Source organism: Arthrobacter sp. B2I5 (assembly GCF_030816735.1).
Classification (GTDB): Bacteria; Actinomycetota; Actinomycetes; order Actinomycetales; family Micrococcaceae; genus Arthrobacter.
The window spans coordinates 518,319-541,360 of sequence record NZ_JAUSYF010000001.1; the positions used below are offsets into that span (position 1 = coordinate 518,319).

General features: G+C 66.5%; 20 protein-coding genes and 1 pseudogene. 12 read left to right on the forward strand and 9 right to left on the reverse strand.

Annotation, left to right across the window (positions count from 1 at the left end):
* Positions 1 to 409: 409 nt before the first annotated feature.
* Positions 410 to 1,834 (reverse strand): recombinase family protein, encoded by a 1,425-nt coding sequence (locus tag QFZ60_RS02450; RefSeq protein WP_307087826.1) that lies wholly within the window; start codon positions 1,832 to 1,834, stop codon positions 410 to 412.
* A 36-nt stretch (positions 1,835 to 1,870) separates the two neighbouring features.
* Between QFZ60_RS02450 and QFZ60_RS02455 the strand changes: the two are divergent.
* The 3 genes and pseudogenes from QFZ60_RS02455 to QFZ60_RS02465 all read left to right on the forward strand — a co-directional run.
* Positions 1,871 to 1,996, forward strand: a pseudogene (locus QFZ60_RS02455) (DUF4244 domain-containing protein); the annotation flags it as partial.
* A gap of 146 nt (positions 1,997 to 2,142) precedes the next feature.
* Entirely contained in the window at positions 2,143 to 2,586 is a 444-nt protein-coding gene (locus QFZ60_RS02460; protein WP_142117652.1) for a TadE family type IV pilus minor pilin, read from the forward strand.
* Positions 2,583 to 3,068, forward strand: coding sequence for an Rv3654c family TadE-like protein (locus QFZ60_RS02465; protein ID WP_307087828.1), 486 nt, complete (start codon positions 2,583 to 2,585; stop codon positions 3,066 to 3,068). Before QFZ60_RS02460 ends, QFZ60_RS02465 begins: the two co-directional genes overlap by 4 nt.
* A gap of 20 nt (positions 3,069 to 3,088) precedes the next feature.
* Here the strand turns inward: QFZ60_RS02465 and QFZ60_RS02470 are convergent, their stop codons facing one another.
* Positions 3,089 to 5,464 carry a DEAD/DEAH box helicase gene (locus tag QFZ60_RS02470; RefSeq protein ID WP_307087830.1) on the reverse strand — a complete coding sequence of 792 codons (2,376 nt, stop codon included), beginning with the start codon at positions 5,462 to 5,464 and terminating at the stop codon, positions 3,089 to 3,091.
* A gap of 87 nt (positions 5,465 to 5,551) precedes the next feature.
* Positions 5,552 to 6,244: a GNAT family N-acetyltransferase gene (locus tag QFZ60_RS02475; protein WP_307087832.1), complete on the reverse strand. Its 693-nt coding sequence runs from the start codon at positions 6,242 to 6,244 to the stop codon at positions 5,552 to 5,554.
* A 132-nt stretch (positions 6,245 to 6,376) separates the two neighbouring features.
* Between QFZ60_RS02475 and QFZ60_RS02480 the strand changes: the two genes are divergently transcribed.
* Positions 6,377 to 7,273, forward strand: a complete 897-nt coding sequence (locus QFZ60_RS02480; protein ID WP_307087834.1) for a rhodanese-related sulfurtransferase — start codon at positions 6,377 to 6,379, stop codon at positions 7,271 to 7,273.
* A gap of 40 nt (positions 7,274 to 7,313) precedes the next feature.
* Here the strand turns inward: QFZ60_RS02480 and QFZ60_RS02485 are convergent, their stop codons facing one another.
* Both QFZ60_RS02485 and QFZ60_RS02490 read right to left on the reverse strand, forming a co-directional pair.
* Positions 7,314 to 7,829 carry a hypothetical protein gene (locus QFZ60_RS02485; RefSeq protein ID WP_307087836.1) on the reverse strand — a complete coding sequence of 172 codons (516 nt, stop codon included), beginning with the start codon at positions 7,827 to 7,829 and terminating at the stop codon, positions 7,314 to 7,316.
* A gap of 101 nt (positions 7,830 to 7,930) precedes the next feature.
* Complete coding sequence (locus QFZ60_RS02490; protein WP_307087838.1) at positions 7,931 to 8,422, reverse strand: hypothetical protein; 492 nt, start codon at positions 8,420 to 8,422, stop codon at positions 7,931 to 7,933.
* A 42-nt stretch (positions 8,423 to 8,464) separates the two neighbouring features.
* Here QFZ60_RS02490 and QFZ60_RS02495 point away from each other — a divergent pair, with 42 nt between their 5' ends.
* The 5 genes from QFZ60_RS02495 (at position 8,465) to proC (ending at position 15,508) form a co-directional block, all read left to right on the forward strand.
* The gene (locus QFZ60_RS02495) at positions 8,465 to 10,102 is read left to right on the forward strand and encodes a class I SAM-dependent methyltransferase (protein ID WP_307087840.1); all 1,638 of its coding nucleotides are present in this window, start codon (positions 8,465 to 8,467) and stop codon (positions 10,100 to 10,102) included.
* Between the two features lie 147 nt (positions 10,103 to 10,249).
* Positions 10,250 to 12,976 carry a type I DNA topoisomerase gene (gene topA, locus QFZ60_RS02500; protein ID WP_307087841.1) on the forward strand — a complete coding sequence of 909 codons (2,727 nt, stop codon included), beginning with the start codon at positions 10,250 to 10,252 and terminating at the stop codon, positions 12,974 to 12,976.
* 52 nt (positions 12,977 to 13,028) lie between these two features.
* Positions 13,029 to 13,448, forward strand: coding sequence for an SseB family protein (locus QFZ60_RS02505; RefSeq protein ID WP_307087843.1), 420 nt, complete (start codon positions 13,029 to 13,031; stop codon positions 13,446 to 13,448).
* A gap of 7 nt (positions 13,449 to 13,455) precedes the next feature.
* Positions 13,456 to 14,445, forward strand: coding sequence for a Ppx/GppA phosphatase family protein (locus QFZ60_RS02510; protein WP_142029000.1), 990 nt, complete (start codon positions 13,456 to 13,458; stop codon positions 14,443 to 14,445).
* A gap of 229 nt (positions 14,446 to 14,674) precedes the next feature.
* A complete protein-coding gene (gene proC / locus QFZ60_RS02515) occupies positions 14,675 to 15,508 on the forward strand; it encodes a pyrroline-5-carboxylate reductase (protein ID WP_307087845.1) in 834 nt (277 codons plus the stop codon).
* Here proC and QFZ60_RS02520 read toward each other — a convergent pair.
* A complete protein-coding gene (locus QFZ60_RS02520; protein WP_056328631.1) occupies positions 15,505 to 16,191 on the reverse strand; it encodes a TrkA family potassium uptake protein in 687 nt (228 codons plus the stop codon). The genes proC and QFZ60_RS02520 overlap by 4 nt on opposite strands.
* Positions 16,184 to 17,617 (reverse strand): TrkH family potassium uptake protein, encoded by a 1,434-nt coding sequence (locus QFZ60_RS02525; RefSeq protein WP_307087848.1) that lies wholly within the window; start codon positions 17,615 to 17,617, stop codon positions 16,184 to 16,186. The genes QFZ60_RS02520 and QFZ60_RS02525 overlap by 8 nt, the downstream gene beginning before the upstream one ends.
* A gap of 103 nt (positions 17,618 to 17,720) precedes the next feature.
* On the opposite strand from QFZ60_RS02525, the gene QFZ60_RS02530 reads away from it, so the two are divergent.
* A complete protein-coding gene (locus QFZ60_RS02530) occupies positions 17,721 to 18,932 on the forward strand; it encodes an acetoin utilization protein AcuC (protein ID WP_307087850.1) in 1,212 nt (403 codons plus the stop codon).
* Positions 18,933 to 18,992: 60 nt separating this feature from the next.
* Positions 18,993 to 19,634 (forward strand): helix-turn-helix transcriptional regulator, encoded by a 642-nt coding sequence (locus QFZ60_RS02535; protein ID WP_307087851.1) that lies wholly within the window; start codon positions 18,993 to 18,995, stop codon positions 19,632 to 19,634.
* Positions 19,635 to 19,637: 3 nt separating this feature from the next.
* On the opposite strand, the gene QFZ60_RS02540 is transcribed toward QFZ60_RS02535, so the two are convergent.
* A complete protein-coding gene (locus QFZ60_RS02540; RefSeq protein WP_307087853.1) occupies positions 19,638 to 20,975 on the reverse strand; it encodes an alpha-hydroxy acid oxidase in 1,338 nt (445 codons plus the stop codon).
* A gap of 67 nt (positions 20,976 to 21,042) precedes the next feature.
* Here QFZ60_RS02540 and QFZ60_RS02545 point away from each other — a divergent pair, with 67 nt between their 5' ends.
* Positions 21,043 to 21,744 carry a FadR/GntR family transcriptional regulator gene (locus QFZ60_RS02545; RefSeq protein WP_307087855.1) on the forward strand — a complete coding sequence of 234 codons (702 nt, stop codon included), beginning with the start codon at positions 21,043 to 21,045 and terminating at the stop codon, positions 21,742 to 21,744.
* A 3-nt stretch (positions 21,745 to 21,747) separates the two neighbouring features.
* Here QFZ60_RS02545 and QFZ60_RS02550 read toward each other — a convergent pair whose 3' ends face one another.
* Positions 21,748 to 22,782: a LacI family DNA-binding transcriptional regulator gene (locus QFZ60_RS02550; protein WP_307087857.1), complete on the reverse strand. Its 1,035-nt coding sequence runs from the start codon at positions 22,780 to 22,782 to the stop codon at positions 21,748 to 21,750.
* Positions 22,783 to 23,042 lie beyond the last annotated feature (260 nt).

Below are 23,042 nucleotides of genomic sequence, written 5' to 3' on the forward strand. Positions count from 1 at the left end.
CCGGTCCGGTTTTTAGTTCTTTGGTCGGAGCTACCGGGCCGGTTCTTTGCTTGCTGGAATCAACTCTGGCGGCAAACTGTCTATTCGTGCAACTGGCGCGGGGTCGAAAACCTGTGCAGTATTCGCCCAAAACAGCCACAGCCTGTGCACTGCGATGTGGACCGGGGGTTTTGTCTTTGCCCTGGATACGGAAATGACTAATCACGCTTATGCACGACTACGGAACGCTACGGAACACTACAGACGCCGGTCCGGACAGGTTAGAGCAACCGCAGAAACAGCATTCGGGGGTAACTTTCCCCTGCTCAGCCTGTGGATAACTACGCTTATGTGATCTTGGTCACATCGTGATACTAAGTGCCCGCGTATGCCAAATATGGCTAGAAACAGCGCCCATATGGGCAACGCCTTATGAGGCCATGTGCAGCGGGAACATATCCACAGTCGTGGGGTCGAACTCGCCACGGAAGGGGCCGGACGGCTTCAGGGTGATGCTGAACGCGCTGCGGAGTAGCTCCCTCTGCATCTCAATGCCGGCCTGTAGGAATGATTCCCCTGCGTTCTCAGCAAATGCGAAATTCGCCATAACGCGGCTACCAATATTCGCGGCGGCGGTCTGCTTTATCGCGTCTAGCTTCTGCTCAATTTCCCGACTGCCCTCGATTAGCTGGCTTTCGGAAATAAGACCTTGGGCAAACATTCGGGCAAGCGAGTTTTTCCGTGCGATCAATTCCGCCATGTCTGACGATTCGCCGGGGGCGTCCTGGTCAGCGAGTAATTGCGCGTCGGCCAATACGGCTGCTTTGTAGTCGGGCCGATCCAACCATGCCGCGGCCATTCTCAGAACATAGTCATCAAGGTTCGCCATGGCCCTGTGAGCGTGGCCCGGAACGTACTTGCCGCCCTCCTGGTGAATCTTGCAACGGTAGGAACGCCTGTGGCCCTCCGCCCCAAAACCGGTCATGTAGCGGCCACAAAAGCACTTGGCGATCCCGCTTAGCAGGTACTTGAACTTAGCCTCTGACTGCTGCGGGCGCTCCGGGCTAGTTAGTACCGCTTCGCACTGCCGGAACGTCTCCAAGGGCACAATGGCCGGCCATGAGTCGGCAACCACTTCGCCGTGGAAGGTCATTAGTCCGGCGTTGCGGGGGCGCAGGAGGACGCGACGGACTTGTGTGGTGTTCATGGGTGTTCCCGACAGGCTGACGGCTCCAGCGTCCGCCCATGCCCTCGTGACCCCCACCAAGGACTTGCCCGCGATGATGGCGAGCGTTCCCTCCAGAATGTGCTTAGCCGCGATGGGCTCAACTTCGATGCCCGCGGCCGTCTTATGCCATCCCCAAGGCACCCTGCCGCCTAGAAACTTCCCCTTGGCTGCTGCTTGGGCTTTCTGCGCTGCGATCCGCTCGCCCTTGTGGTCTGACTCGTGCTGCGCCCATGCCGCCACGGTTTTGGCGACGGCTTGGCCGGTTGCAGTTGCCAGGTCCAGGAGGCCGGCGGTTACCTGGTGCGTGACCACGCCACGGGGACGGCAAATGTCGATGTAGCGTTCAAGCTCACGGGATCGACGCATGAGCCTATCGGAGTGGTAGCAGACTACGGCGTCGAGCTGCCCGGCTTGGATATCGGTAAGCATCTGCTCATAGGCGGGCCGGCGTCGGCCTGAGTAGGCGCTAATGTCGTTGTCGGTGTAGACCTCTGTGACTTCAAGCCCGAGCGACTTGGCGAGCTCTCGGCAGAGCTGTTCCTGGCGTTCCACGCCCAAGCCCTGCCCTTGCTGGTCGCGGCTGATACGTGCGTAGATGGCAGCCCTGGTGCCCTTGGATTTGCTCACTTCCCCATTCTATCGAGCTAGTAACTTGACACAATGGCCGTGTATGCCATCGCCACCCTCGCAGCAGTCGGATTCGCGGGGCTGCTCGTGTTCATCCTTCGCAGCGACGAGGTGCGTGGCTTCCTCCTTAACCTCATCCGGACCGCCCTGGCGCTGCCGTGACGGCTAAACCGGCCCGGCTTCTTCTCCCTGGAGCCCTCGATTCCAGGGCCCTCGGTTCCAGGTCTGTCGAAGCAAGTCCCGTCGAAGCCAGTTCCTTCGGAGACGGGAACCTGAAAGCCAGGTCCTCGGAAGAGGCGACCGGCCGTATGGCCAGCGGCAAAGGGGACCACGGACCAACAGCCTCTGGTGCAAACGCACGGGGTGCCGTCACTGCGGAGTTCGCCGTGGCACTGCCGGCCGTGCTCGCACTGCTGGCCATGCTGCTGGCCGGAGCCGCCGCGGGGATGACCCAACTGCGCATCGAGGAGGGAGCCCGGGCCGGTGCCAGGGCGCTGGCCCGGGGCGAGGACCCGGCGGCGGTGGAACGGACGGTGAGGACGCTGGCCGGCAGTTCGGCCGCTGCGTCGGTCGCCGCCGACGGTGAATGGTTCAACGTCACCGTTACGGACCGGGTGCCTGGACCATTAGGAGCATCCATCCCCTGGACCCTCACGGCACGTGCGGCAACGCGGAGCGAAACAGCGGGGACCGGTGCCGGCAGTGCTACTGGTGGCGTCGGCGGCCCGGCGCACGGCCGGGCAGTCAGATGATGGGCAATGCTGAACGGCGGCATCACGTCAAGGGGCGGGGCAACGCCGTCGGGGTCCTGAAGTACGCCGCCGCCGGGTTGCGCCATCCCGCAGTCGGGCGGAGTCATCGCACCGCGGGCAGGTGCGGGCCGGGGACTCGTGATGGACGCGAACGCGGTTCCGGGACTGTCCTGGCCGCAGGGCTGGCACTGGTGGTCATGACGGCCATGGCCGTCATGCTGCTGCTGGCGCAGTCGGCGGTGCTGGCCAGCAGGGCGGCAGCGGCCGCGGACCTGGCGGCCCTTGCCGCAGCCGATGCCCTCCGCGGCATCACCACTGGTGAGCCCTGCAGTGTCGCCGCGGAGGTGGCCGCCCGCCACGCCGCCATGGTTCTTGGCTGTTCAGAGGGCGCGGGCCAGACCGTTGAGGTGCGGACCGAGCTGGTGGATCGCTCGCTGCTGGGTGCCGCAACCGGCCGTGCCCGGGCAGGGCCTCCGCCGTAGTGGTGACGCCTGGAGCGGAGTCAGCTCCTGGCCTCCACATCCAAAAGGGTGGTCTCGGAGGCGTCCTTGAGCAGGACGTCCAGCAGGGTCACCGCGGCAGCCTTGTCCAGCGGGTTGTTCTTGTTTCCGCACTTGGGGGACTGCACGCAGGACGGGCAACCGGAGTCGCACTCGCAGGCCTTGATGGCGTCCCTGGTTGCTGCCAGCCACACCATGGCCTTGTCGAAACCCCGTTCGGCAAAGCCGGCCCCGCCGGGGTGCCCGTCATACACAAAGATGGTGGGCACCCCGGTGTCCGCGTGCAGCGCCGTGGAGACCCCGCCGATGTCCCAGCGGTCGCTGGAGGCAACGAGGGGCAGGAGCCCGATCGCGGCGTGCTCCGCGGCGTGCAGTGCACCGGGGAACTGGGCTTCGATGAGGCCGGCCCCCGTGAGAGAACGGTTGTCCACCACGAACCACACTGCCTTGGTGAAAAGTTCGCGGGCACCCAGCTCAAGCGGCTCCTCGCCCAATACCTCATTGGAAATCAAGGCCTTCCGCTGGAAGGAAACAACCTGCGTGGTGACCTTCACGTCACCGAAGTGGACGGTCACATCACCCCACTGCATGGTCCGCACGGTGTCCAGGACCTCGATCTGGGTCACGTCCCTTGCCGTGGTGTAGTAGTCGGGGTTTGCCCGCCGCACCATGACGCAGTGGTCGTCCTCGTTCAGGTCCTCCACCACATACGTGTCACCCTGGTGGACGTACACCGCGCCTGTATGTGCCTGGTAATGGGTCTGGGGCGAGTCCATTGTGCCCAGCAGGGAGCCGGTCTCGGCGTCGACGATGCTGACCGGGCCTCCGCCGTCAGCCCGGAGGTTGACCATGGCCGCAGCGCTCTGGGAGTGGGTCCAGAACCAGCCCGCAGGCCGCCGCCGCAGGTAGCCCTGCGCCACCAGCCGGTCCAGGAGCATCTCGGCGGTTCCCCCGAAAAGGTCCAGCTCCGCCGGTCCCAGGGGGAGTTCCGCCGCCGCGGCACAGAGGTGTGGTCCGAGCACGTAGGGGTTGGCCGGGTCAAAGACCGTGGCCTCCACCGAGACGTCGAAAATGGCCTCGGGGTGGTTCACCAGGAAGGTGTCCAGCGGATCGTCGCTGGCCACAAACGCGGCGATGGCGTCCTGGCCTGCCCTGCCCGCCCGGCCAATCTGCTGGAAGAGCGAGGCCCTGGTGCCGGGCCAGCCTGCCACCAGGACTGCATCGAGGCCGGAGATGTCGATTCCCAGCTCCAGGGCGGATGTGCTGGAGACGCCCAGCAGCTGGCCTGAACGCAGGGATTTCTCCACTGCCCGGCGTTCCTCCGGCAGGTATCCCGAGCGGTAGGCGGCCACCCGCTGCGGCAGGCTGGGGTCCACCTCGTCAAGGAGCCGCTTGGTGATGGCTGAAATGGTTTCGGCACCCCGGCGGGACTTGATGAAGGCGATGGTACGGATCCGGGCGGACACCAGGTTGGCCAGCAGGTCCGAGGTCTCGGCCACTGCCGTCCGGCGCTGTTTGGCCCCGTTCTCGCCCCGGACCTCGGTCAGCGCCGGTTCCCAAAACGCCACAGTGGTGGCCCCGTGGGGTGAGCAGTCCTGGGATACGGCCTTCACCGGGGCACCAATGAGGCGTGCGAAGGAGACATCGGGCTCGGAGGCCGTGGCGGATGCCGCAATGAATACTGGTTCCGGGAAAGAGGTTCCCGCCCCGTAGTACGCACAGATCCGGCGGAGCCGCCGCATCAGGTTGGCCACGTGGGACCCGAATACACCCCGGTAGCTGTGCGCCTCGTCCACTATGACGTAGCGCAGCCGGCGGAAGAACCCGGCCCACCAGGCGTGGTTGGGGAGGATGCCGAAGTGCAGCATGTCCGGGTTGGCCAGGATGAAATTGGCGTGGTCCCGGATCCAGCGGCGGGCGGCCGGATCGGTATCGCCGTCATAGGTTTCCGCCCGGACCGTGGGCAGCTTCAGGGCACGGATGGCGTTCAGCTGGTCGGCGGCCAGCGCCTTGGTGGGGGACAGGTACAGGGTGACGGCGCCGTCGTCGTGGATCTTTCCCGGGTCTGCGAGCACCCGCAGTTCGGAGCGGTGGATCGCGTCAAGCGCCGGCAACTGGTACGCCAGCGACTTCCCGGACGCGGTTCCGGTGGCCACCACCACATGCGCCCCGGAGTGCGCCGCATTGGCCGCGTCCACCTGGTGCCGGTACGGCTCGCGGATGCCCAGCGACCCGTACGCCTCGGCAATGTCCGGGTGCACCCAATCGGGCCACGGCGCGTGGATTGCCTCCCGCGCCGGTATGGTCCGGACATGACGGAGCTGTTCCGGTTCCGGGCCGCGGCCCAGCAAAGGAATCAGGGAGTCATGGGGATTCACCCCACCATTCTTTCATCCGGTGCTGCGGGCCGGGCACGCGGTTCGCCAACGGGAAAACAGCACGGGGCGTACTTCCGCCGGGGCGGCTTAGCTCAGCGAGAGATCCGATCCGTCATGAGACGCCGAGAGCATCAGGACCCGCGCAACGGTGGTCCAGCCAAGGTGCGAATAGAGCTTTTGCCCGTCCCTGGACGCCAGAAGGAGGCCGCTGCGGACATCGTGCCCGGAAGCCTGGGCCGCCAGGGCGCGCATGATGAGGCTGCCCAGGCCCCTGCGCTGGAAGGCCGGCTCCGTAATGATCTTGTCGAACACCGCGGTGTCACCCACCACGAACACCCGGCCGCTTGCCGCCACGGCGTCTCCGGACCGGACCTCGGCGTAGTGGACGCCATTCTGTTCGGAAGTGGACAGCCTCAGATCGTCGTCGGAAAGCCAGGGGTCCTCAGTGTCCTGGGTCTCCATGTCCACGATCATCATCGTCTGGGAGTCGGAGGTGACATTGAGCCCATGCCGGGCTGCCAGCGCAGCATACCGGGAGGGATCGTTGGTGAGGACGGTCAGTACCTTGGCGGGGGATGCTGCCGTCCTGGCAGCCAGCGCGGCGAACTCGTCCTCAGTTGGTTCTGACGCGAAGACTTCCCATTCACCACTGGTATCAGACCGGAGCGCGGCAGGGAAGCGGCCCTCGGTGGTGGTCTGGTAGCCGCGACACCCGGCCCAGCCCGCAACCCACACCTCGAGCAGGCCAGTGATGTCTTCAACCAGGGTTTCCGGACTCATGGCAAGAGACTATTCCAGCCCGATCGCCAGCAACAGGGGGTAGGGAAGTGCTTATGCAATCGTAATGAGGCCTGTCCTCCCGCCGTTGTGGAGCAGGACCAGGCCGCCAGGGCAGCCGGTACCCTTAAATGCGTGGCTTTGAACAAAATTGTGCTCTTTTACGGCTTCACCCCCATCGCTGATCCGGACGCCGTCCGGCTCTGGCAGCGCGCCCTCTGCGAGAAGCTGGGCCTCACCGGGCGCATCATCATCTCCAAGGACGGAATCAACGCCACGGTCGGCGGGGAAATCGGTGCCGTTAAGCAGTATGTCAAGACCACCCGCGAGTACCCCGGGTTCCGGGGAGTCGACGTCAAATGGTCCGACGGCGGCGCGGAGGATTTCCCGCGGCTCAGCGTGAAGGTGCGGGACGAGATCGTCTCCTTCGGCGCACCGGGAGAACTCAAGGTTGATGCCAACGGCGTGGTGGGCGGCGGCAAACACCTGAAGCCCGAAGAACTGCACCAGCTCGTGGACGCCAGGAAGAAGGACGGGGAGGATGTGGTCTTCTTCGACGGCCGCAACGCGTTTGAAGCGCAGATAGGCCGCTTCAAGGACGCTGTGGTCCCGGACGTCGCCACCACCCACGACTTCATCAAGGAACTCGACTCGGGAAAATACGACTCCCTGAAAGACAAGCCGGTGGTGACCTACTGCACCGGGGGCATCCGCTGCGAGGTCCTCTCCAGGCTGATGGTGAACCGCGGCTTTAAAGAGGTGTACCAGCTGGACGGGGGCATCGTCCGGTACGGGGAAGCCTTCAAGGACCAGGGCCTTTGGGAAGGCTCGCTCTATGTCTTCGACAAGCGCATGCACCTGGAGTTCAGCGAGGACGCCAAGACCATTGGCGAGTGCGCCCGTTGCTCCGCGCCCACCAGCAAGTTCGAGAACTGCTCCAATCCCAGCTGCCGCACCCTCACCCTGTACTGCGAAGAATGCGCGGCCAGCCCCGAGACGCTGCGCTGCCCGGAAGGCTGCACCGCAGCCTGAGCCCCCGGCCCACCGTAAGCCTGCCGGGTCCACGCGGGCATCATCCCAGCCGGTACACCCGGAACGCGTAGTTCGCCGCGGTCCTGGCTTCCACCCTGACCGTCAGGACGCTGTCCGTGGACACGTAGATGACGTTTTCACGGTTGATGCCGCAGCGCAGGCCCAGGTCCACCAGGGTGAGGGTCTCGGTGCGCACCGTGAAGGTCACCCGGCGCTGGCTCCTGCAGGCGATGGCCAGGATGTACGTTCCGGTCTCCAGGACCGGTGACGAGATGATCCGCACCTCCGCGGCAGCAAGCAGCCCGGCATCGGCCTGGACCACGGGCCCGGTGCTGTCCGGAAGCGCCCGCGACACCCAGTCGCCCAGTTCCGCGTCGCTGACCGGGTCCTGCTGCAGAGGGTCCCGGGTGAAGGCCGGGGCCGGGGCAATGGTGGCGGTGCCCTGCACGGTGCCGGCCCGGGCGTCGTCGTACGTATATTCGCAGCCCGCCAGCGCACCTGCCGCAAGCACCAGCGCAAGGACGACGGCGGCCGGGGGCTTCGGTGCCGGCGGCACCCGTGCTGTCCCTTGGGAAAGGGGCGCGGAGAATCTCCGCACACTGGGCATAGTCAGACTTTATGCCCGCAGCGGGCGGCGGGCCATAGCCGGAACGGGCGTTATTGCGTGCGCACCAGCCGGTAGGCGTAGAGCAGCGGAGCGTCCACGCTGGAGCTGCTGATTTCGACCCGTCCGGCGGAGGGAAGGCTGATCTTGCTGGTCTCCTGCCGGCCGTTGCACGCGGCCCCGGATTCGGCCACGGGCCTGCCGTCCAGCGACACCGCGAAGAAGGCCTTACCTGCTCCGTCACAGACAGCCGTGAGCGTGTAGCTGCCGGCAGGAACGTTTGCGGCCTCCTGCACGATACGGTCCCGGTTGAGGATCTTGCCCGAGTCCTGAAGCACAACAGCGGCCGGCGACGATGGCAGGGCGGTGGCCCGCCACTTCGGCACATCTGCGTTCTCCACCGAAGACACGGGCGAGCACCCCGCCACGGCCAGGCCGAGGAACGCGGCAAGCACCGTCCCCGGCAGCAGTGTCCCCGGCAACGGACGGCGGACCGCAGCAGCTGCCGTGCGGGCGCGCGAAAGGAAGGCAAGGCGGGAAGGCATGCTCCACCGTACCCCGCAGGCACGCCGGACTAAACTTGAGCGGTGCCTAGATCCCCTTACGAGTTCACCGCCGGCAACACCCCCGATGCTCCCCGCAGCGACCTTCCCGGCCTGCTGGCGGCGCTCGCCGCAGACCTGCGCCGCCTCGAGTACACGCTGGAAGGCGTGGCCGGGCTGCTGGGCCCCACGGCCTCCGCGGCACTGAACCGGGACCAGATCATTCCCGCGCTGCTCGCTGCCGAGCGGGCAGTGAAGGAGGACAACGGGGTGGCCCCGCTTGCCGCCGTCGTCCGCCTCTGGCTGCTCGCCGAGCCCCAGGAACGGGAAACGCTCGACGCCGCGCTGCCGGACACCGGCGTTGAAGGCCTCCTTGAGCTCGGGCTGGTGCAGCCCGTACCCGGCTCCGGCCTGCTCACCGCCAAGGCGGACCTGCGGCCGTACGGCTGGGACAGGAATGACGACGGCACCGGCGGCGCCGAGCTCTGGGTGGCCAGCGACCTCGCGGCACACCAGCAGGCAGGCGTGCTGCGGCACGACCACGTCCTGGGCATCGGGCAGGCATCCACCACCCTGGTGCAGACCACCGTCCGCCGCCACACCGAGCGCGCCCTGGACCTGGGAACCGGCTGCGGCATCCAGGCCTTCCACCTCCTGCACCACTGCCAGCATGTGACCGCCACCGACATTTCCGCGCGCGCCCTGGCCTACGCCCGGTTCAACATCCTGCTTAACGCAGAGGCGCTGTCCGTCGACCCCGACCGCCTCGAAGACCGGGTGAGCCTACGCCTGGGTTCGCTCCTGGAGCCCGTGGCCGGTGAGGAATTCGGGCTGGTGGTCTCCAACCCGCCGTTCGTCATCACCCCGCGCAGTGCGGGGGAGGATGCCGCGGACCAGTTCACCTACCGCGACGGCGGCCTGCCGGGCGACGGGATCGTTTCAGCCCTGGTGGCGGACCTGCCCGGCATCCTGGCACCCGGCGGGTGGGCCCAGATGCTGGGGAACTGGGAAGTTCCCGCCGGTGCCAGCTGGGACGAGCGGCCACAGTCATGGGTACGGCCGGGGACCGACGCCTGGTTTATCCAGCGCGAGCAGGTCAGCCCCGAACAATACGCCGAAACCTGGCTGCAGGACGCGTCGGAGTCCCGGGACCGGCAGCACTACCGCGATGCCTACGCCGCCTACCTTGAAGACTTCGCCTCCCGGAATGTGGCGGGAATCGGATTCGGCATGGTGTGGCTGCGGCGTCCCGCTGCCGGCGCCGGGGCCGCCATCAGCCGTTTCGAGGAAATCACCTACCCCATCGAGCAACCCATCGGACCCCACCTGGGCGCCGCCGTCGAACGCAGCGACTGGCTGGCCGGGCACGACCTTGCCGGCACGCACCTGCTCGCGGCGGACGACGTCACCGAGGAGCGCCACCAGCGCCCCGGCGCCGAACACCCCGGGGTGATCCTGCTCCGGCAGGGCGCCGGGCTGCGCCGGACCAATCTGATGAGCACCGAACTGGCAGGCTTTGTGTCGGCGTGCGACGGCGACCTGACCGCCGGGCAGATCGCCGCCGCTTTGGAGGCCCTCCTGGGTGGAGACGCCGGGTCCTTCCAGGGTGCGCTGCTCGCCGACGTGGCCAACCTGGTCCGCGACGGCTTCCTCATTCCGGCAGCGGTTCCGGCTGAGGTTTAAGGGGCCGGCCCGGCGGCGCGCCACGCCCCTTGGTGCCCCCAACGGAGCCCCGTCTTTTCCACAGGAATGCGCACGATTCCCCAAAATATGGTGAACTAGGCGGACATGGGCTCATCTGCCCCAGCAACCTTTTTCTGTAGGAGCACCGTGCCAAGCAAGGCCAAAACCGGCAAGAAACTCGTGATTGTGGAGTCTCCCGCCAAGAGCAAGACCATCGCCAAGTACCTCGGCGAGGGCTTCATCGTTGAGGCCTCCATCGGTCACATCCGCGACCTGCCGCAGCCGTCCGAACTCCCTGCCGAGCTGAAGAAGACCTCGGTGGGCAAGTTCGCCGTCGACATTGATCATGACTTCAAGCCGTACTATGTGGTGTCCCCGGACAAGAAGAAAAAGGTGACTGAGCTCAAGGCCGCGCTCAAGGACGCCGACGAACTTTATCTCGCAACCGATGGGGACCGCGAGGGCGAAGCCATCGCGTGGCACCTGCTGGAAGTGCTCAAGCCCAAGGTCCCGGTCTACCGGATGACGTTCGGCGAAATCACCAAGGAAGCCATCCAGCGCGCCATGGGCAACCTGCGCGACGTGGACCAGGACCTGGTGGACGCCCAGGAAACCCGCCGCGTCCTGGACCGCCTCTACGGTTACGAAATCTCGCCCGTGCTGTGGCGCAAGGTGGCCCGGGGCTTGTCCGCCGGCCGCGTGCAGTCCGTGGTGACCCGCATGGTGGTGGACCGCGAACGTGAGCGCATGGCCTTCAAGGCGGCCTCCTACTGGGACCTGACCGGCCAGTTCGGCGCCGATTCCGGCTCCTTCAAGGCCAAGCTTGCCGCCGTTGACGGCGCCAAGGTGGCCACCGGCCGTGACTTCAATGACAACGGCGAACTCACGTCGCGGAACGTGGCCCACCTCAACGAGGACCTGGCAACGTCCCTGGCGGCCGGGCTGCAGGATGCTTCGTTCACGGTCCGGTCGGTGGACACCAAGCCGTACACCCGTCGTCCCGCGGCGCCGTTCACCACCTCCACGCTGCAGCAGGAGGCGGGCCGCAAGCTGCGCTTCTCCTCCAAGAGCACCATGCAGATCGCCCAGCGGCTGTATGAAAACGGCTACATCACCTATATGCGTACGGACTCCTCCGCGCTGAGCGACGAAGCCATCACCGCTGCCCGGCGGCAGGCCTCCGAGCTGTACGGCCCCGAATACGTTCCGCAGTCACCGCGCGTGTACTCGAACAAGGCCGCCAACGCGCAGGAAGCGCACGAGGCCATCCGCCCCGCCGGTGATTCCTTCCGCACGCCTGCCCAGGTGGCCAAGCAGCTGTCCGGGGACGAGTTCCGCCTCTACGAGCTGATCTGGAAGCGCACCGTCGCGTCCCAGATGGGCGATGCCAAGGGTTCGACGGCGACCATCCGCCTGGGTGCCGTGGCGTCCGACGGGCGGGACGCCGAGTTCTCCGCGTCCGGTACCGTGATCACGTTCCCCGGCTTCCTCGCAGCCTACGAGGAAGGCAAGGACGAGACGCGCGGCGATGACGACTCCGACGAAGCGCGCCGCCTGCCCAACGTGGCCAAGGGCGATTCCCTCACCGCCGCGGACATCCAGGCCGTGGGCCACGAAACCTCGCCGCCGCCGCGCTACACGGAAGCGTCGCTGACCGCGGAACTGGAGAAGAAGGGCATTGGCCGGCCCTCCACGTACGCCTCCACCATTTCCACCATCCAGGACCGCGGCTACGTCCGGAAGCAGGGTTCCGCGCTGGTGCCCAGCTGGATCGCCTTCTCGGTCATCCGGCTCCTGGAGCAGCACTTCTCCGACTACGTGGACTACGAGTTCACCGCCGATATGGAAGGCGACCTGGACAAGATCGCCAACGGCCAGGAAGCCGGCGCCTCCTGGCTGCGGCACTTCTACTTCGGCGAGGACTCTGATCCCGGCCTGCTGAGCATCGTCAACAACCTCGGCGAGATCGACGCCCGGGAAATCAACTCGATCCCCATCACGGACGACATCACGCTTCGGGTGGGAAAGTTCGGCCCGTACCTGGAAAGCTCGGCCGCAGTGGTGGACCCGAAGACCGGCGAGATCGTCGAATCGGCCCGCGCCAACGTGCCCGAGGACCTGGCTCCGGACGAACTGACGGCAGCCAAGGCCATCGAACTCATGGAGACGGCGGCGCCCGAGGAACGCGTCCTCGGCACCGACCCGCACACAGGGCACACCGTCGTGGCCAAGAACGGCCGGTACGGCGCCTACGTCACCGAGATCATCCCCGAGATGACCGAGGAAGAACTGGCCAAGCAGCCGGTGGAGTATTACAAGAACGGCAAGCCCAAGCCGCCCAAGAAGCCGGTCAAGGCCAAGCCGCGCACCGGGTCGCTCTTCAAGTCCATGACCGTTGAGTCTGTCACCCTGGACGAGGCACTGCAGCTCATGAGCCTGCCCCGCGCCCTGGGGGAGGACGCCGAAGGCAACCTCATAACCGTGCAGAACGGCCGGTTCGGCCCGTACCTGAAGAAGGGGACGGACTCCCGGTCCATCGGCTCCGAAGAGGAGATCTTCACCATCACCCTGGAGCAGGCGCTGGAGATCTACTCCCAGCCCAAGCAGCGCGGCGCCCGTGCGGCCGTGCCGCCGCTGGCCGAGTTCGGCCCGGACCCCGTGTCCGAGAAGAACATCGTGGTGAAGGAAGGCCGCTTCGGGCCCTACATCACGGACGGCATCACCAACATCACGGTTCCCCGCGCCACCTCCCTGGAGGAGCTCACGCGGGAGCAGGCCGTGGAGTTGCTGGCCGAGAAACGCGCCAAGGGCCCCGTCAAGCGGACCGCCACCCGCAAGGCGCCGGCCAAGAAGAAGGCAACAGCCAAGAAATAGCGCCCTGGCCGGCGCGTTTGCGCCGGCCACCGGATCGTGATCGGGTAGTCGTATGACTGAACAGCCTGCGCACACGGACCTCCAGCCGCTCAACGACCTCGAAGAGAAGCTCGCCACCGGCGGACAGCCTGACGCGAACCCTGTGGACGTCATCCTGTCGTTCCTGAACAGCGAGGTCTACATCATCAGCTCGGACATGGTGGAGGGCATGGACTCCCAGGTGGAGCCCCTGGTTCTTGCCAACGCCGACGGCGACCCCGTCCTCGCCGTTTTCTCGCACCCCAGCAGGGTGGACCAGCAGTACCTGGAAGCTGCACCCAATGTGCTGGGCACGCAGGGCGCAGCCATCATCGCCAACCTTGGTGATGAACTTGGCATGGTGATCAACCCCGGCGCCGCCTATGGCTTCGAGATCAATCCCGAAGGCGTTGCCAACATCCGGCGCGACTTCAAGCGCGCCGACGAGCAATAATGTCCCCATGCGTCTAGGCGTCCTCGATATTGGTTCCAATACTGTCCACCTGCTCCTGGTGGATGCCCATCCCGGCGCGCAGCCGGTCCCTTTCGCGTCCCACAAGCGGCCGCTGTCCTTGGTCCAGTACCTTGAGCCGGACGGCAGCATCAGCGACGAGGGCCAGCACGAGCTGACCGAGTTCGTGCTGGAAGCGTGGGAATTCGCTGCCCGGCACAAGGCCGAGGACCTGCTGGCTTTCTGTACGTCAGCCATCCGCGAGGCCACCAACGGCCCCGCAGTGCTGGCCCGGGTCAAGCACGAAACCACGGTCACCCTCCAGGAGCTCACCGGCAGCGAAGAAGCCTCCATGACGTTCTTCGCGGTGCGGCGTTGGCACGGCTGGGGCGCCGGGCCCATCCTGAACCTGGACATCGGCGGCGGTTCTTTTGAAATGGCTTTTGGCCAGGACGAGCTTCCCGAAGTGGCCACCTCCGTGCCGCTTGGCGCCAGCCGCCTCACCAGGGACTGGCTCGCCGAGGATCCTCCGTCCGCCAAGAGCGTGAAGGAACTGCGGCGCTACATCAGGGCCACGCTCAAGCCTGCCGTGCGCGAATTCGACGGCCTGGGCCGGGCCAATGTGGTGGCCGGCACCTCCAAGACCTTCCGCTCCCTGGCCCGGATCGCCGGTGCCGCACCCAGCGCGGAGGGACCGTACGTCAAACGGGAACTGCACGCCTCGGACCTGGGCATCTGGACCCAGCGGATCTCGGCCATGAGCTCGGAGGACCGGCTGCACCTTCCCGGCGTCTCGGAGGCACGGGCCCATCAGCTGCTGGCCGGCGCGCTGGTGGCCGAGGCCGCCCTTGAGATGTTCAAGTTCAAGAAGCTCCGCATCTGCCCGTGGGCACTGCGTGAGGGCCTGATTCTCCGCCGCCTGGACCAGCTGGTATTTTCCGGTCCGCTGGAGCCCGCACCGCACGTGGCCGCTTCCCGCTCTGTGGAAGCCGCGGTTTAGACGACCCGCAGCGCCTGGTCCGTTAAAAGCGGAAGCACCGGGGCGGGCAACAGGAAAATGGGGGAAAACCTGTTGCCGCGCCGCCGGTGCCCTGGCAGGCATCCCCATGCCTGCCGCATCACTCGCACCCTCAATGAGGTAATAACTACTTTAGGACCCCAAGTTGTGTGCTGCCTGCGCCCAACATGGGAGTTGCCTGTGAATGCGTGCGAACTGCAATGATGGAGGCATGAGCAACCGAATCGCATTCCTTGGCTGTGGATCCATGAACGAGGCCATCCTTGGCGGCCTGCTGGAGGCCGGAACGGAACCGGCGGATGTGGTGGCCACGGTCCGCCGGGCCGGCCGCGCCTCGGAACTGGCCGAGCGGTACCACGGGATCACTGCGATCGCCGGTGAGGAAGAGCCTGACAACAACAGGCAGGCCACCAAGGGATCCGCCGTCGTCATCCTTGGCGTAAAGCCCGTGGGCATCACGGACCTGGCCCGGGAAATCAGCCCCGCCCTGTCGCCCGAGACCGTGGTGGTCAGTGTGGCCGCTGCCGTGTCCATCGCCCAGCTGGAGGCTGCCCTGCCTGCCGGGCAGCCGGTGATCAGGACCATGCCCAACACGCCGGCAAAACTGGGGCGCGGCGTTGTGTCCGTCTCGCCCGGGACCCACTGCACCCCCGAGCAGCTCCAGAAGGTCAAGGGGATCCTGAAGGGGGCCGGGACCGTTGTGGAGGTCCCTGAGGAGCAGGTGGATGCGCTCTCCGCGATCAGCGGGTCGGGCCCGGCCTACGCGTTCTACCTGGCCGAGGCCATGGCATCTGCCGGGGAGGAACTGGGCCTGGACCGGGAGCTGTCCCTGCTGCTGGCCCGCGAAACGGTGGCCGGTGCCGGCCTCATGCTTGCCGAGCCGGGAGCAGACCCCACTGCGCTCCGCCGGGCCGTGACCAGTCCCAACGGAACCACCGAACGCGCCATTGCCACATTCGACGAGCAGGGCATCCCTGCCATCATCGCCGCCGGGGCCCGCGCCGCAGCCAACCGGGCAGCGGAGATCACTAAACAGCTGGGTTAAGGGCGCGCCGCGAACCGTTCCAGCAGGTCCACGTGGCCGGAGACGATCAGCATGTCGCGGGAGGACACCTTGGTCTCGGGGCGGGCGTAGGTGAAGTCCTCGCCGGGGGACTTCACGCCCACGATGGTCACGCCGTACTTGGACCGGACCTTTGACTCGTCCAGGGTGAATCCCACCGTTTCGCGCGGCGGGTACATCTTCACGATGGCAAAGTCGTCGTCGAACTCGATGAAGTCCAGCATGCGCCCGGACACCAGGTGCGCGGCGCGGACCCCGGCGTCGGCCTCCGGGTAGATCACGTGGTTGGCGCCGATCCGGGTCAGGATCTTGCCGTGCGACGGGGTGATGGCCTTGACCCACAGGTGCTCGATGCCGAGATCCACCAGGTTGACGGTGATCAGCACCGAGGATTCGATGGAGGTGCCCACACCCACCACGGCGGAGCTGAACTCCTGGGCGCCGAGCTGGCGGAGCGCATCGATGTTGGTGGCGTCGGCCTCCACCACGTGGGTCAGGAGGGGCGCCCATTTCTGCACCAGGTTCCGGTCCCGTTCGATGGCCAGGACTTCCCGGCCCTGCTTCACCAGCTGCTCGGCCGTGGATGATCCGAACCGGCCCAGCCCGATGACCAGTACCGGAGCGTTGTGGGCGGGGCGCCGGGCGGCGTCTGTGGAACTAGCCAATGATCGGCCTCTCTTCGGGGTAGTGGTACAACTGGCTGCGCTGGCGCAGGGCCAGGGCAGCGGCGAGGGTAACGGTACCCACGCGGCCCGCGAACATCAGCAGCGTGAGGACGTAGACGCCGGCCGGCGGCACCTCGGCGCTCAGGTTGGTGCTGAGTCCCACCGTTGCAAACGCGGAGATGGTTTCGAACAATACGCGGTCAAGGGACTGGCCGCTGATATGCAGCAGCAGGAAAGCCGACACGGACACCAAGGTGGCGCCGGCGACGATCACGGAGATGGCCACCCGCATGCTGCCCTGCGGGATGGTCCTGCCATAGACCTTGACGTCGGCGTCGCCGCGGGCTTCGGCGATGATGGCCAGGAACATCACGGCGATGGTGGTCACCTTGATGCCGCCGGCCGTGGACGCGGAACCGCCGCCGGCAAACATCAGGGCGTCGGTCAGCAGCATGGTGGTGGAATCCATCAGGTTCTGGTCCACCAGGTTGAACCCGCCTGAGCGGGTCATCACGGACGCGAAAAGCGCGTGCGTGATCTTGTCGCCCACGCTCATGGAGCCGATGGTCCGGGCGTTGTCCCACTCCATCAGCGCCCAGAGGAAGGCGCCCGCCACCAGGAGGATCAGGGAAACCTGGATGGTGAGCTTGGTGTGGAGGTTCCACTTCTTCCAGTTCAGGCCGTTCTGCTGCAGGACCATCACCACGGGGAACCCCAGGCTGCCCATGAAGACTCCCACCATGAGGGGGATGAGGATCCAAAGGTCCGTCTCATAGGGGACGATGCCGTCCGAGTGGGGCGTAAAACCGGCGTTGTTGAAGGACGAGATGCCGTAGAAGACACCGTGCCAGACCGACTGCCAGAACGGTTCACCCAGCGTCAGGAACCGGGGGATCAGTGCGAGGGCAAGGACACCCTCGATGACCACGGACGTGGTGATGACGATCCGCAGCAGAGTGCCGACCTCGCCCAGGCGGCCGGCGTTGTTCATGGACTCCGCCGCGATGATCTTGCCCCGGACGCCCAGCCGCTTGCTCACCATCAATGCCAGCAACGACGCCAGGGTCAGGGTGCCCAGGCCACCGATGAAGATGCCCACCAGGATCACCAGTTGGCCAAAGAAGGACCAGTGGACCGCCGTCGACACCACCGTGAGTCCCGTAACGCACACCGCTGAGACCGCCGTGAAGAGCGCCTGGTGGATGGGCGTGGGGGTTCCGTCAGCGGAAGAGACCGGCAGGGACAACAGAAATGTAAACACCGTGCAGACGGCGGCGAACGCCGTCAGCGCCAGCCGGGCGGGGGTGGTGTTGGCGATGTCGTCGATGAAGTCGCGCAGCCGCGTCAGGACCCAGAGGCCCTCCCGCTCCTGCGCCGGGGGGTGCCAGGCGGCCGGTGTCCGGGGCCTCGACTGGCTCTGCGTCATGTGTGGCTTTTCCTCGGTTGAAACGGCTTCCCCCAGTAGTAAACCACTAAAGCCCGCGTCATGGCCGGTGGGCGGCAGCGCGGGCTCGGGTAGCCTGTGATTGATGACATACCTGCCCGGCCTCAGCCAGCCCGCGCCGCCAACGATGGTGGCGTGGAGTCCTGACATGACAGCCTACAACTTTGGTCCGGGCCATCCCATGGCGCCGGAACGGATGGACCTGACGGCCCGCCTGGCCCGCAGCCTGGGGCTCTTCGACCTGGACCATGTTGATGTCGCGGCACCGGATGTGGCCTCTGACGCTGAACTGCAGTCCGTTCACTCGGCAGATTACGTTGCGGCGGTGCGCCGGGTCAGTGCCGACCCCTCCCAGCCGGACGAGTCCCGGGGGCTGGGTACTGAGGACGACCCCGCGTTTGCCGGCATGCATGAGGCCGCGGCGCGCCTGGCCGGGGGATCCCTGCTGGCCGCCAGCCGGGTCCTGGAGGGATCGGCCGTTCACGCCGTCAATTTCGGCGGCGGCATGCACCACGCGGCCAGGGACCGCGCCAGCGGATTCTGCATCTACAACGACGCCGCCGTTGCGGTGCAGAAGCTGCTCGACGGCGGCCTGCGCAAGGTGGCCTATATCGACGTCGACGCCCATCACGGGGACGGCACCCAGAACATCTTCTGGGACGATCCCCGGGTCCTCACGCTCTCGCTGCACGAAACGGGGCTGACCCTTTTTCCGGGGACCGGGTTCGCCAACGAGATCGGCGGCCCTGCAGCGGAAGGCACCGCGGTGAATGTCGCCCTGCCCGCAGGTACCGGGGACGCCGGGTGGCTGCGTGCCTTCTACGCCGTGGTGCCGCAACTGGTGGGAGCCTTCGAGCCCGAGGTCATCGTGAGCCAGCATGGCTGCGATTCACACCGGAACGATCCGCTGACGCACCTCAATCTCAGTGTGGACGGACAGCGCGAGGCGGCGAACGCCGTCGGGCATCTGGCCGAACGCTACTGTGGCGGACGGTGGATCGCCACCGGCGGCGGGGGCTACAACGTGCTGGACGTGGTGCCGCGGGCCTGGACGCATCTGGTGGCCATCGCTGCCGGACGGCCTGTACCGCTGCGAACGCCCGTGCCGGGGGTCTGGCGGCAGTACGTAACAGAGAAGTTTGGAAGGGACGCTCCGGCCCTGATGGGGGACGATGTGGAGCTGTGGTGGCGGTCCTGGGAAGTGGGCTTCGACCCCAACGACGCCGTGGACCGCAGCGTCGTGGCAACCCGCAAGTCGGTGTTCCCGCTGCACGGGCTGGACCCCTGGTTCGACTAGCTGTCCGGGCGGCCGAAATAGTTGATGCCTTTCGAGGCATATGTCGCTAGGGTGGGAGGCATGGTGACAGACGACGTATTTGCCGTCATAGCGGAATCCACCCGGCGGGACATCCTGGTGGCCCTTAGGGCAGGAGACAAGGCCGTGGGGGAGTTGGTGGAGGAACTGGCGGCGAGCCAGCCCACCATTTCCAAGCACCTGAAAGTCCTCCGTGAGGCACAGCTGGTCAGCATGCGCGCGCAGGGCCAGAAGCGTTACTACGCCTTGAACCGCGGGCCGTTGGAGGGCATCGCCAGCTGGCTGGGGACGTTCGACGTCGGCCCTGGCGCCAAAGCCGCCGCCTCACCGGCCGGCCATGATCTGGCAGTCCCGGATCAGGCGGTTCCCGACCCTGCAGTCGCCGCCCACCTGAAGGAAGGCGTCGCTGCCGCAGCCCCCTCCCTGCCCCACGCGGCCGGCCCGTCCGCCGCGGAAAGGCCTGCTGCGCCGCGGACGGCCAGGGAGGAAGCCCCGGCGCCCGTCCTGGTGCGGGAGGGCGCCGAGCTGAGCCCCGCCGTCGTGATTCCCGGCGGCACAGCCGCCCCGTTGAGTGACGACAGCGTTCCGCAGCAGATTGGCCGCACGGTGGGCCGTGCCGCCACGAAGGCGGCGGACCTGCTGGCCAACCTCCCCAACCTGCCGAAGTTCGGCCGGAAGAAGTAGGGCTTACTTCGCCAGCAGGCGCACGTGGTCCGGGGTCAGGTCTGAGACCTTGCTGACGCCCAGCAGTGCCATGGTCCGCGCCATGTCCTTCTCCAGGATCTGGAGGGTGCGGTCCACTCCGGCCCGTCCGCCGGCCATCAGCCCGTACAGGTAGGCGCGGCCGATCAGCGTGAAATCGGCGCCGAGGGCCAGCGCCGCCACGATGTCCGCGCCGCTCATGATCCCGGTGTCCAGCATGACGGCGGCGTTGCTGTTGTCTGCAGTAAAGGCCTGCCGGACCTCGGGAAGTAGGTGGAAGGGGATGGGCGCCCGGTCCAGCTGGCGGCCGCCGTGGTTGGACAGCACCACACCGTCGGCCCCATGGTCAACCACGCGGCGGGCATCCTCCACGGTCTGGATGCCCTTGACCACCAGCTTGCCTTTCCAGGTTTCGCGCAGCCAGTCCAGGTCTTCGAAGGTGAGGGTGGGATCGAACATGGAGTTGATGAGGTCCGCCACAGTGCCCGTGTAGCGGGACAGCGACGCAAAGGTGAGCGGCTCGTGCGTGAGGAAGTTGAACCACCAGGCCGGCCGGTAGGAGGCGTCCAGGACCGTCTTGAGGGTCAGCGCGGGCGGGATGGTCATGCCGTTGCGGACGTCGCGGAGGCGGGCGCCGGCCACGGCGGTGTCAACGGTGACCATGAGGGTGTCGTTGCCGGCCTTGGCTGCCCGCTCGATCAGTTCCAGCGAGCGGTCCCGGTCCGTCCACAGGTACAGCTGGAACCAGTTGCGGCCGTTCGGTGCCGCTGCGGCAACGTCCTCGATGGAAGCGGTGCCCATGGTGGACAGGGTGTAGGGGATCCCGGCTGCCTCGGCTGCCTGCGACCCCGCGTACTCGCCCTCTGACTGCATCATCCGGGTGAACCCGGTGGGGGCAATGCCAACGGGAAGCCGTGACGGCTTGCCCAGGATCTCCGTGCTGAGGTCGATGCTGGAGACGTTGCGCAGGATGCCCGGGCGGAACTCGATGTCCAGGAAGGCCTGGCGGGCGCGGCGGAGGGTGATTTCCTCTTCTGCAGCGCCGTCGGTGTAGTCAAACGGTGCCTGCGGAGTACGGCGCTTGGCGATGTCGCGCAACTCCCAGATGGTGCTGGCCCGCTTCAGCCGGGCCTCCCTGCTGAACTCCGGCTTCTTGAACTGCATCAGCGGCGCAAGGTCAGAGTATTTGGGAATGCGCCGCTTCAGTGCGGCAGGCAGGGCGGACGACGACGGAGCCCCGGCGGGTGCCGGCGCTGCGGGGATGTCCGTGGCGTCCGGCGCCGGGGTAGCCTCCGGATTGTTGGGCTGGATGGTGTGGGTCATGGCTCCTCCTATGGTCCAACCACACTCTAGGTGATGTGGTCCAACCACATCAACTACCATTGGGCCTATGCGCACCCATCAGCTGGTCCTGACCTGGATCGAGGACCAACTCTCCGCCGGCGGGTTGGCCGTGGGCGGCCGGCTTCCCGCCGAGCGCACGCTTGCTGAACAACTCAAGGTTTCCCGCACCTCCGTCCGGGAGGCCATCCGGATTCTCGAGGCAATGGGAGTGGTCCGCGCCGGCGTGGGGTCCGGACCCGACTCCGGGACGGTAGTGATTTCGGACCCCACGTCCGCGCTGGGCTCTGCCCTTCGGCTGCACGTGGCCACCCAGCACCTGCCTGTGGCGGACATTGTGGAAACGCGGGTCCTGCTGGAATCGTGGGCTGCGGCGAAAGCACCCCAGGACGCGCCCGAACTCAATGACGCGGCTGCCCTCCTGGAAGCCATGGATGCCCCCGAATGCCTGTCAGTTGGGGATTTCCTGGCCCTTGACGTCCGGTTCCACCTGGCACTGGCCAACGCCGCCGGCAATACGGTGGTCAGCGCCATGATGGGGTCGCTCCGGGAAGCCATCCAGGGATACGCGGCCGAACTGACGGCCAATCTGCCGGACTGGGAAACCACGGCCTCGCGCTTGCGCAGTGAGCACCACGCCATCCTGGCTGCCGTCAGGAACGGCGACGGCGGCCGGGCCGCAGATCTGGTGGCCGCCCACATCGAGGGGTTCTACAAAGAGGCCGGGCTGGGTTCTGATACAGCGGGATGAGAATCAGCCGTGCACAGTGCTGCGCGGCGCCTTGGCCGGCCCTGTGCTGGCCCGGACTTCCAGCCGCGGCTGGTAGCGGCTGCCGGGCGTTTCGTGGCCTTCCTTCCGGATCAGCGCCCGTAGCTGATGCCAGGCCTGCTCGCCCAGTTCGGTGATGGGGACCGCGGCCGTGGTGAGGGCCGGCGTCGTGTACCTGGCGAATGGGATGTCATCGAAGCCGGTCACGGAAATGTCCCCGGGCACATCCATGCCGCGCTCATGCAGGCCACTCATGAGGCCCATCGCCACCAGGTCATTAAAGGCCAGGATGCCTGTGGCCCCGCTGTGCAGGACGGCATCCACGGCTTCGTGCCCGGTGTCGAAGTCGGAGCCGCCCTCCAGCATGGTCACCTCCACCTCAGGGTGGGCGGCCTTGAACGTTTCCAGGCCCTTGAGTCGCATCTCATTGGAGGCGCTGCCGTGCGGTCCCGCAAGGAAAGCCAGGCGGGTGTGGCCCAGTTCCACCAGGTGCCCCGCGATGTCCTGGACGCCCTGGCCGTAGTCCACCACCAGGCTGGGCACATTCGGGGCGGCAGTGGTGCGGTTGATCAGCACCACCGGGTGCAGGGAGGGTGCAATCTCCTCCAGTTCCGCGTCAGACATGCGCGGGGCGCAGAGGACCAGCCCGTCACACCGCCGCCGCGCCTCCCCCGCCAAGATGGACTCTTCGCTTGACACTTCGAATGAGTCCGCGATGAGCACGCGGTAACCGTCCTGGGCTGCCGCCCTGCTCAGGCCCCGGAGGATCGCCTGGAAGGTGGGGTTGGCCAGGTCCGGCACCACAATGCCGATGGTGTCCGTTTTGCCCAGGGCCAGGCTGCGGCCCACGGGATTGGGCTGGTACTTCAGCTCGACTGCGGCTGCCCGGACCCGGGCGGCAATGTCCGGGTCCACGGTGAAGTTTCCGTTCATGACGCGTGAAACGGTGGCATGGGAAACTCCCGCCTTCACGGCGACATCCGCGATGCCGATCCGGCCGCTTGCCGATTTCCTGGCCATGGGGAACCCTTCTTTTGCGCCATCCGTCCGCGCCGCCACCGAACCCTTGGTGTTCCGGCAGCCGGGCGGGGATGGCAGATGCTTTGAAAGACAGCATATACGGGAGCAGGAAAGCGATTTCTACGCTTTTCCCACCTGTTTTCCCGCGCCGATGGCGAATAGCCGGGGAGGAGCCTCAGAAAACGCTTTCCTCCGAGCTGGAAAATGGTTGACGGATCGACCGACGGGTTGATACAACTTCTATAGATAGCTGAGAAAAC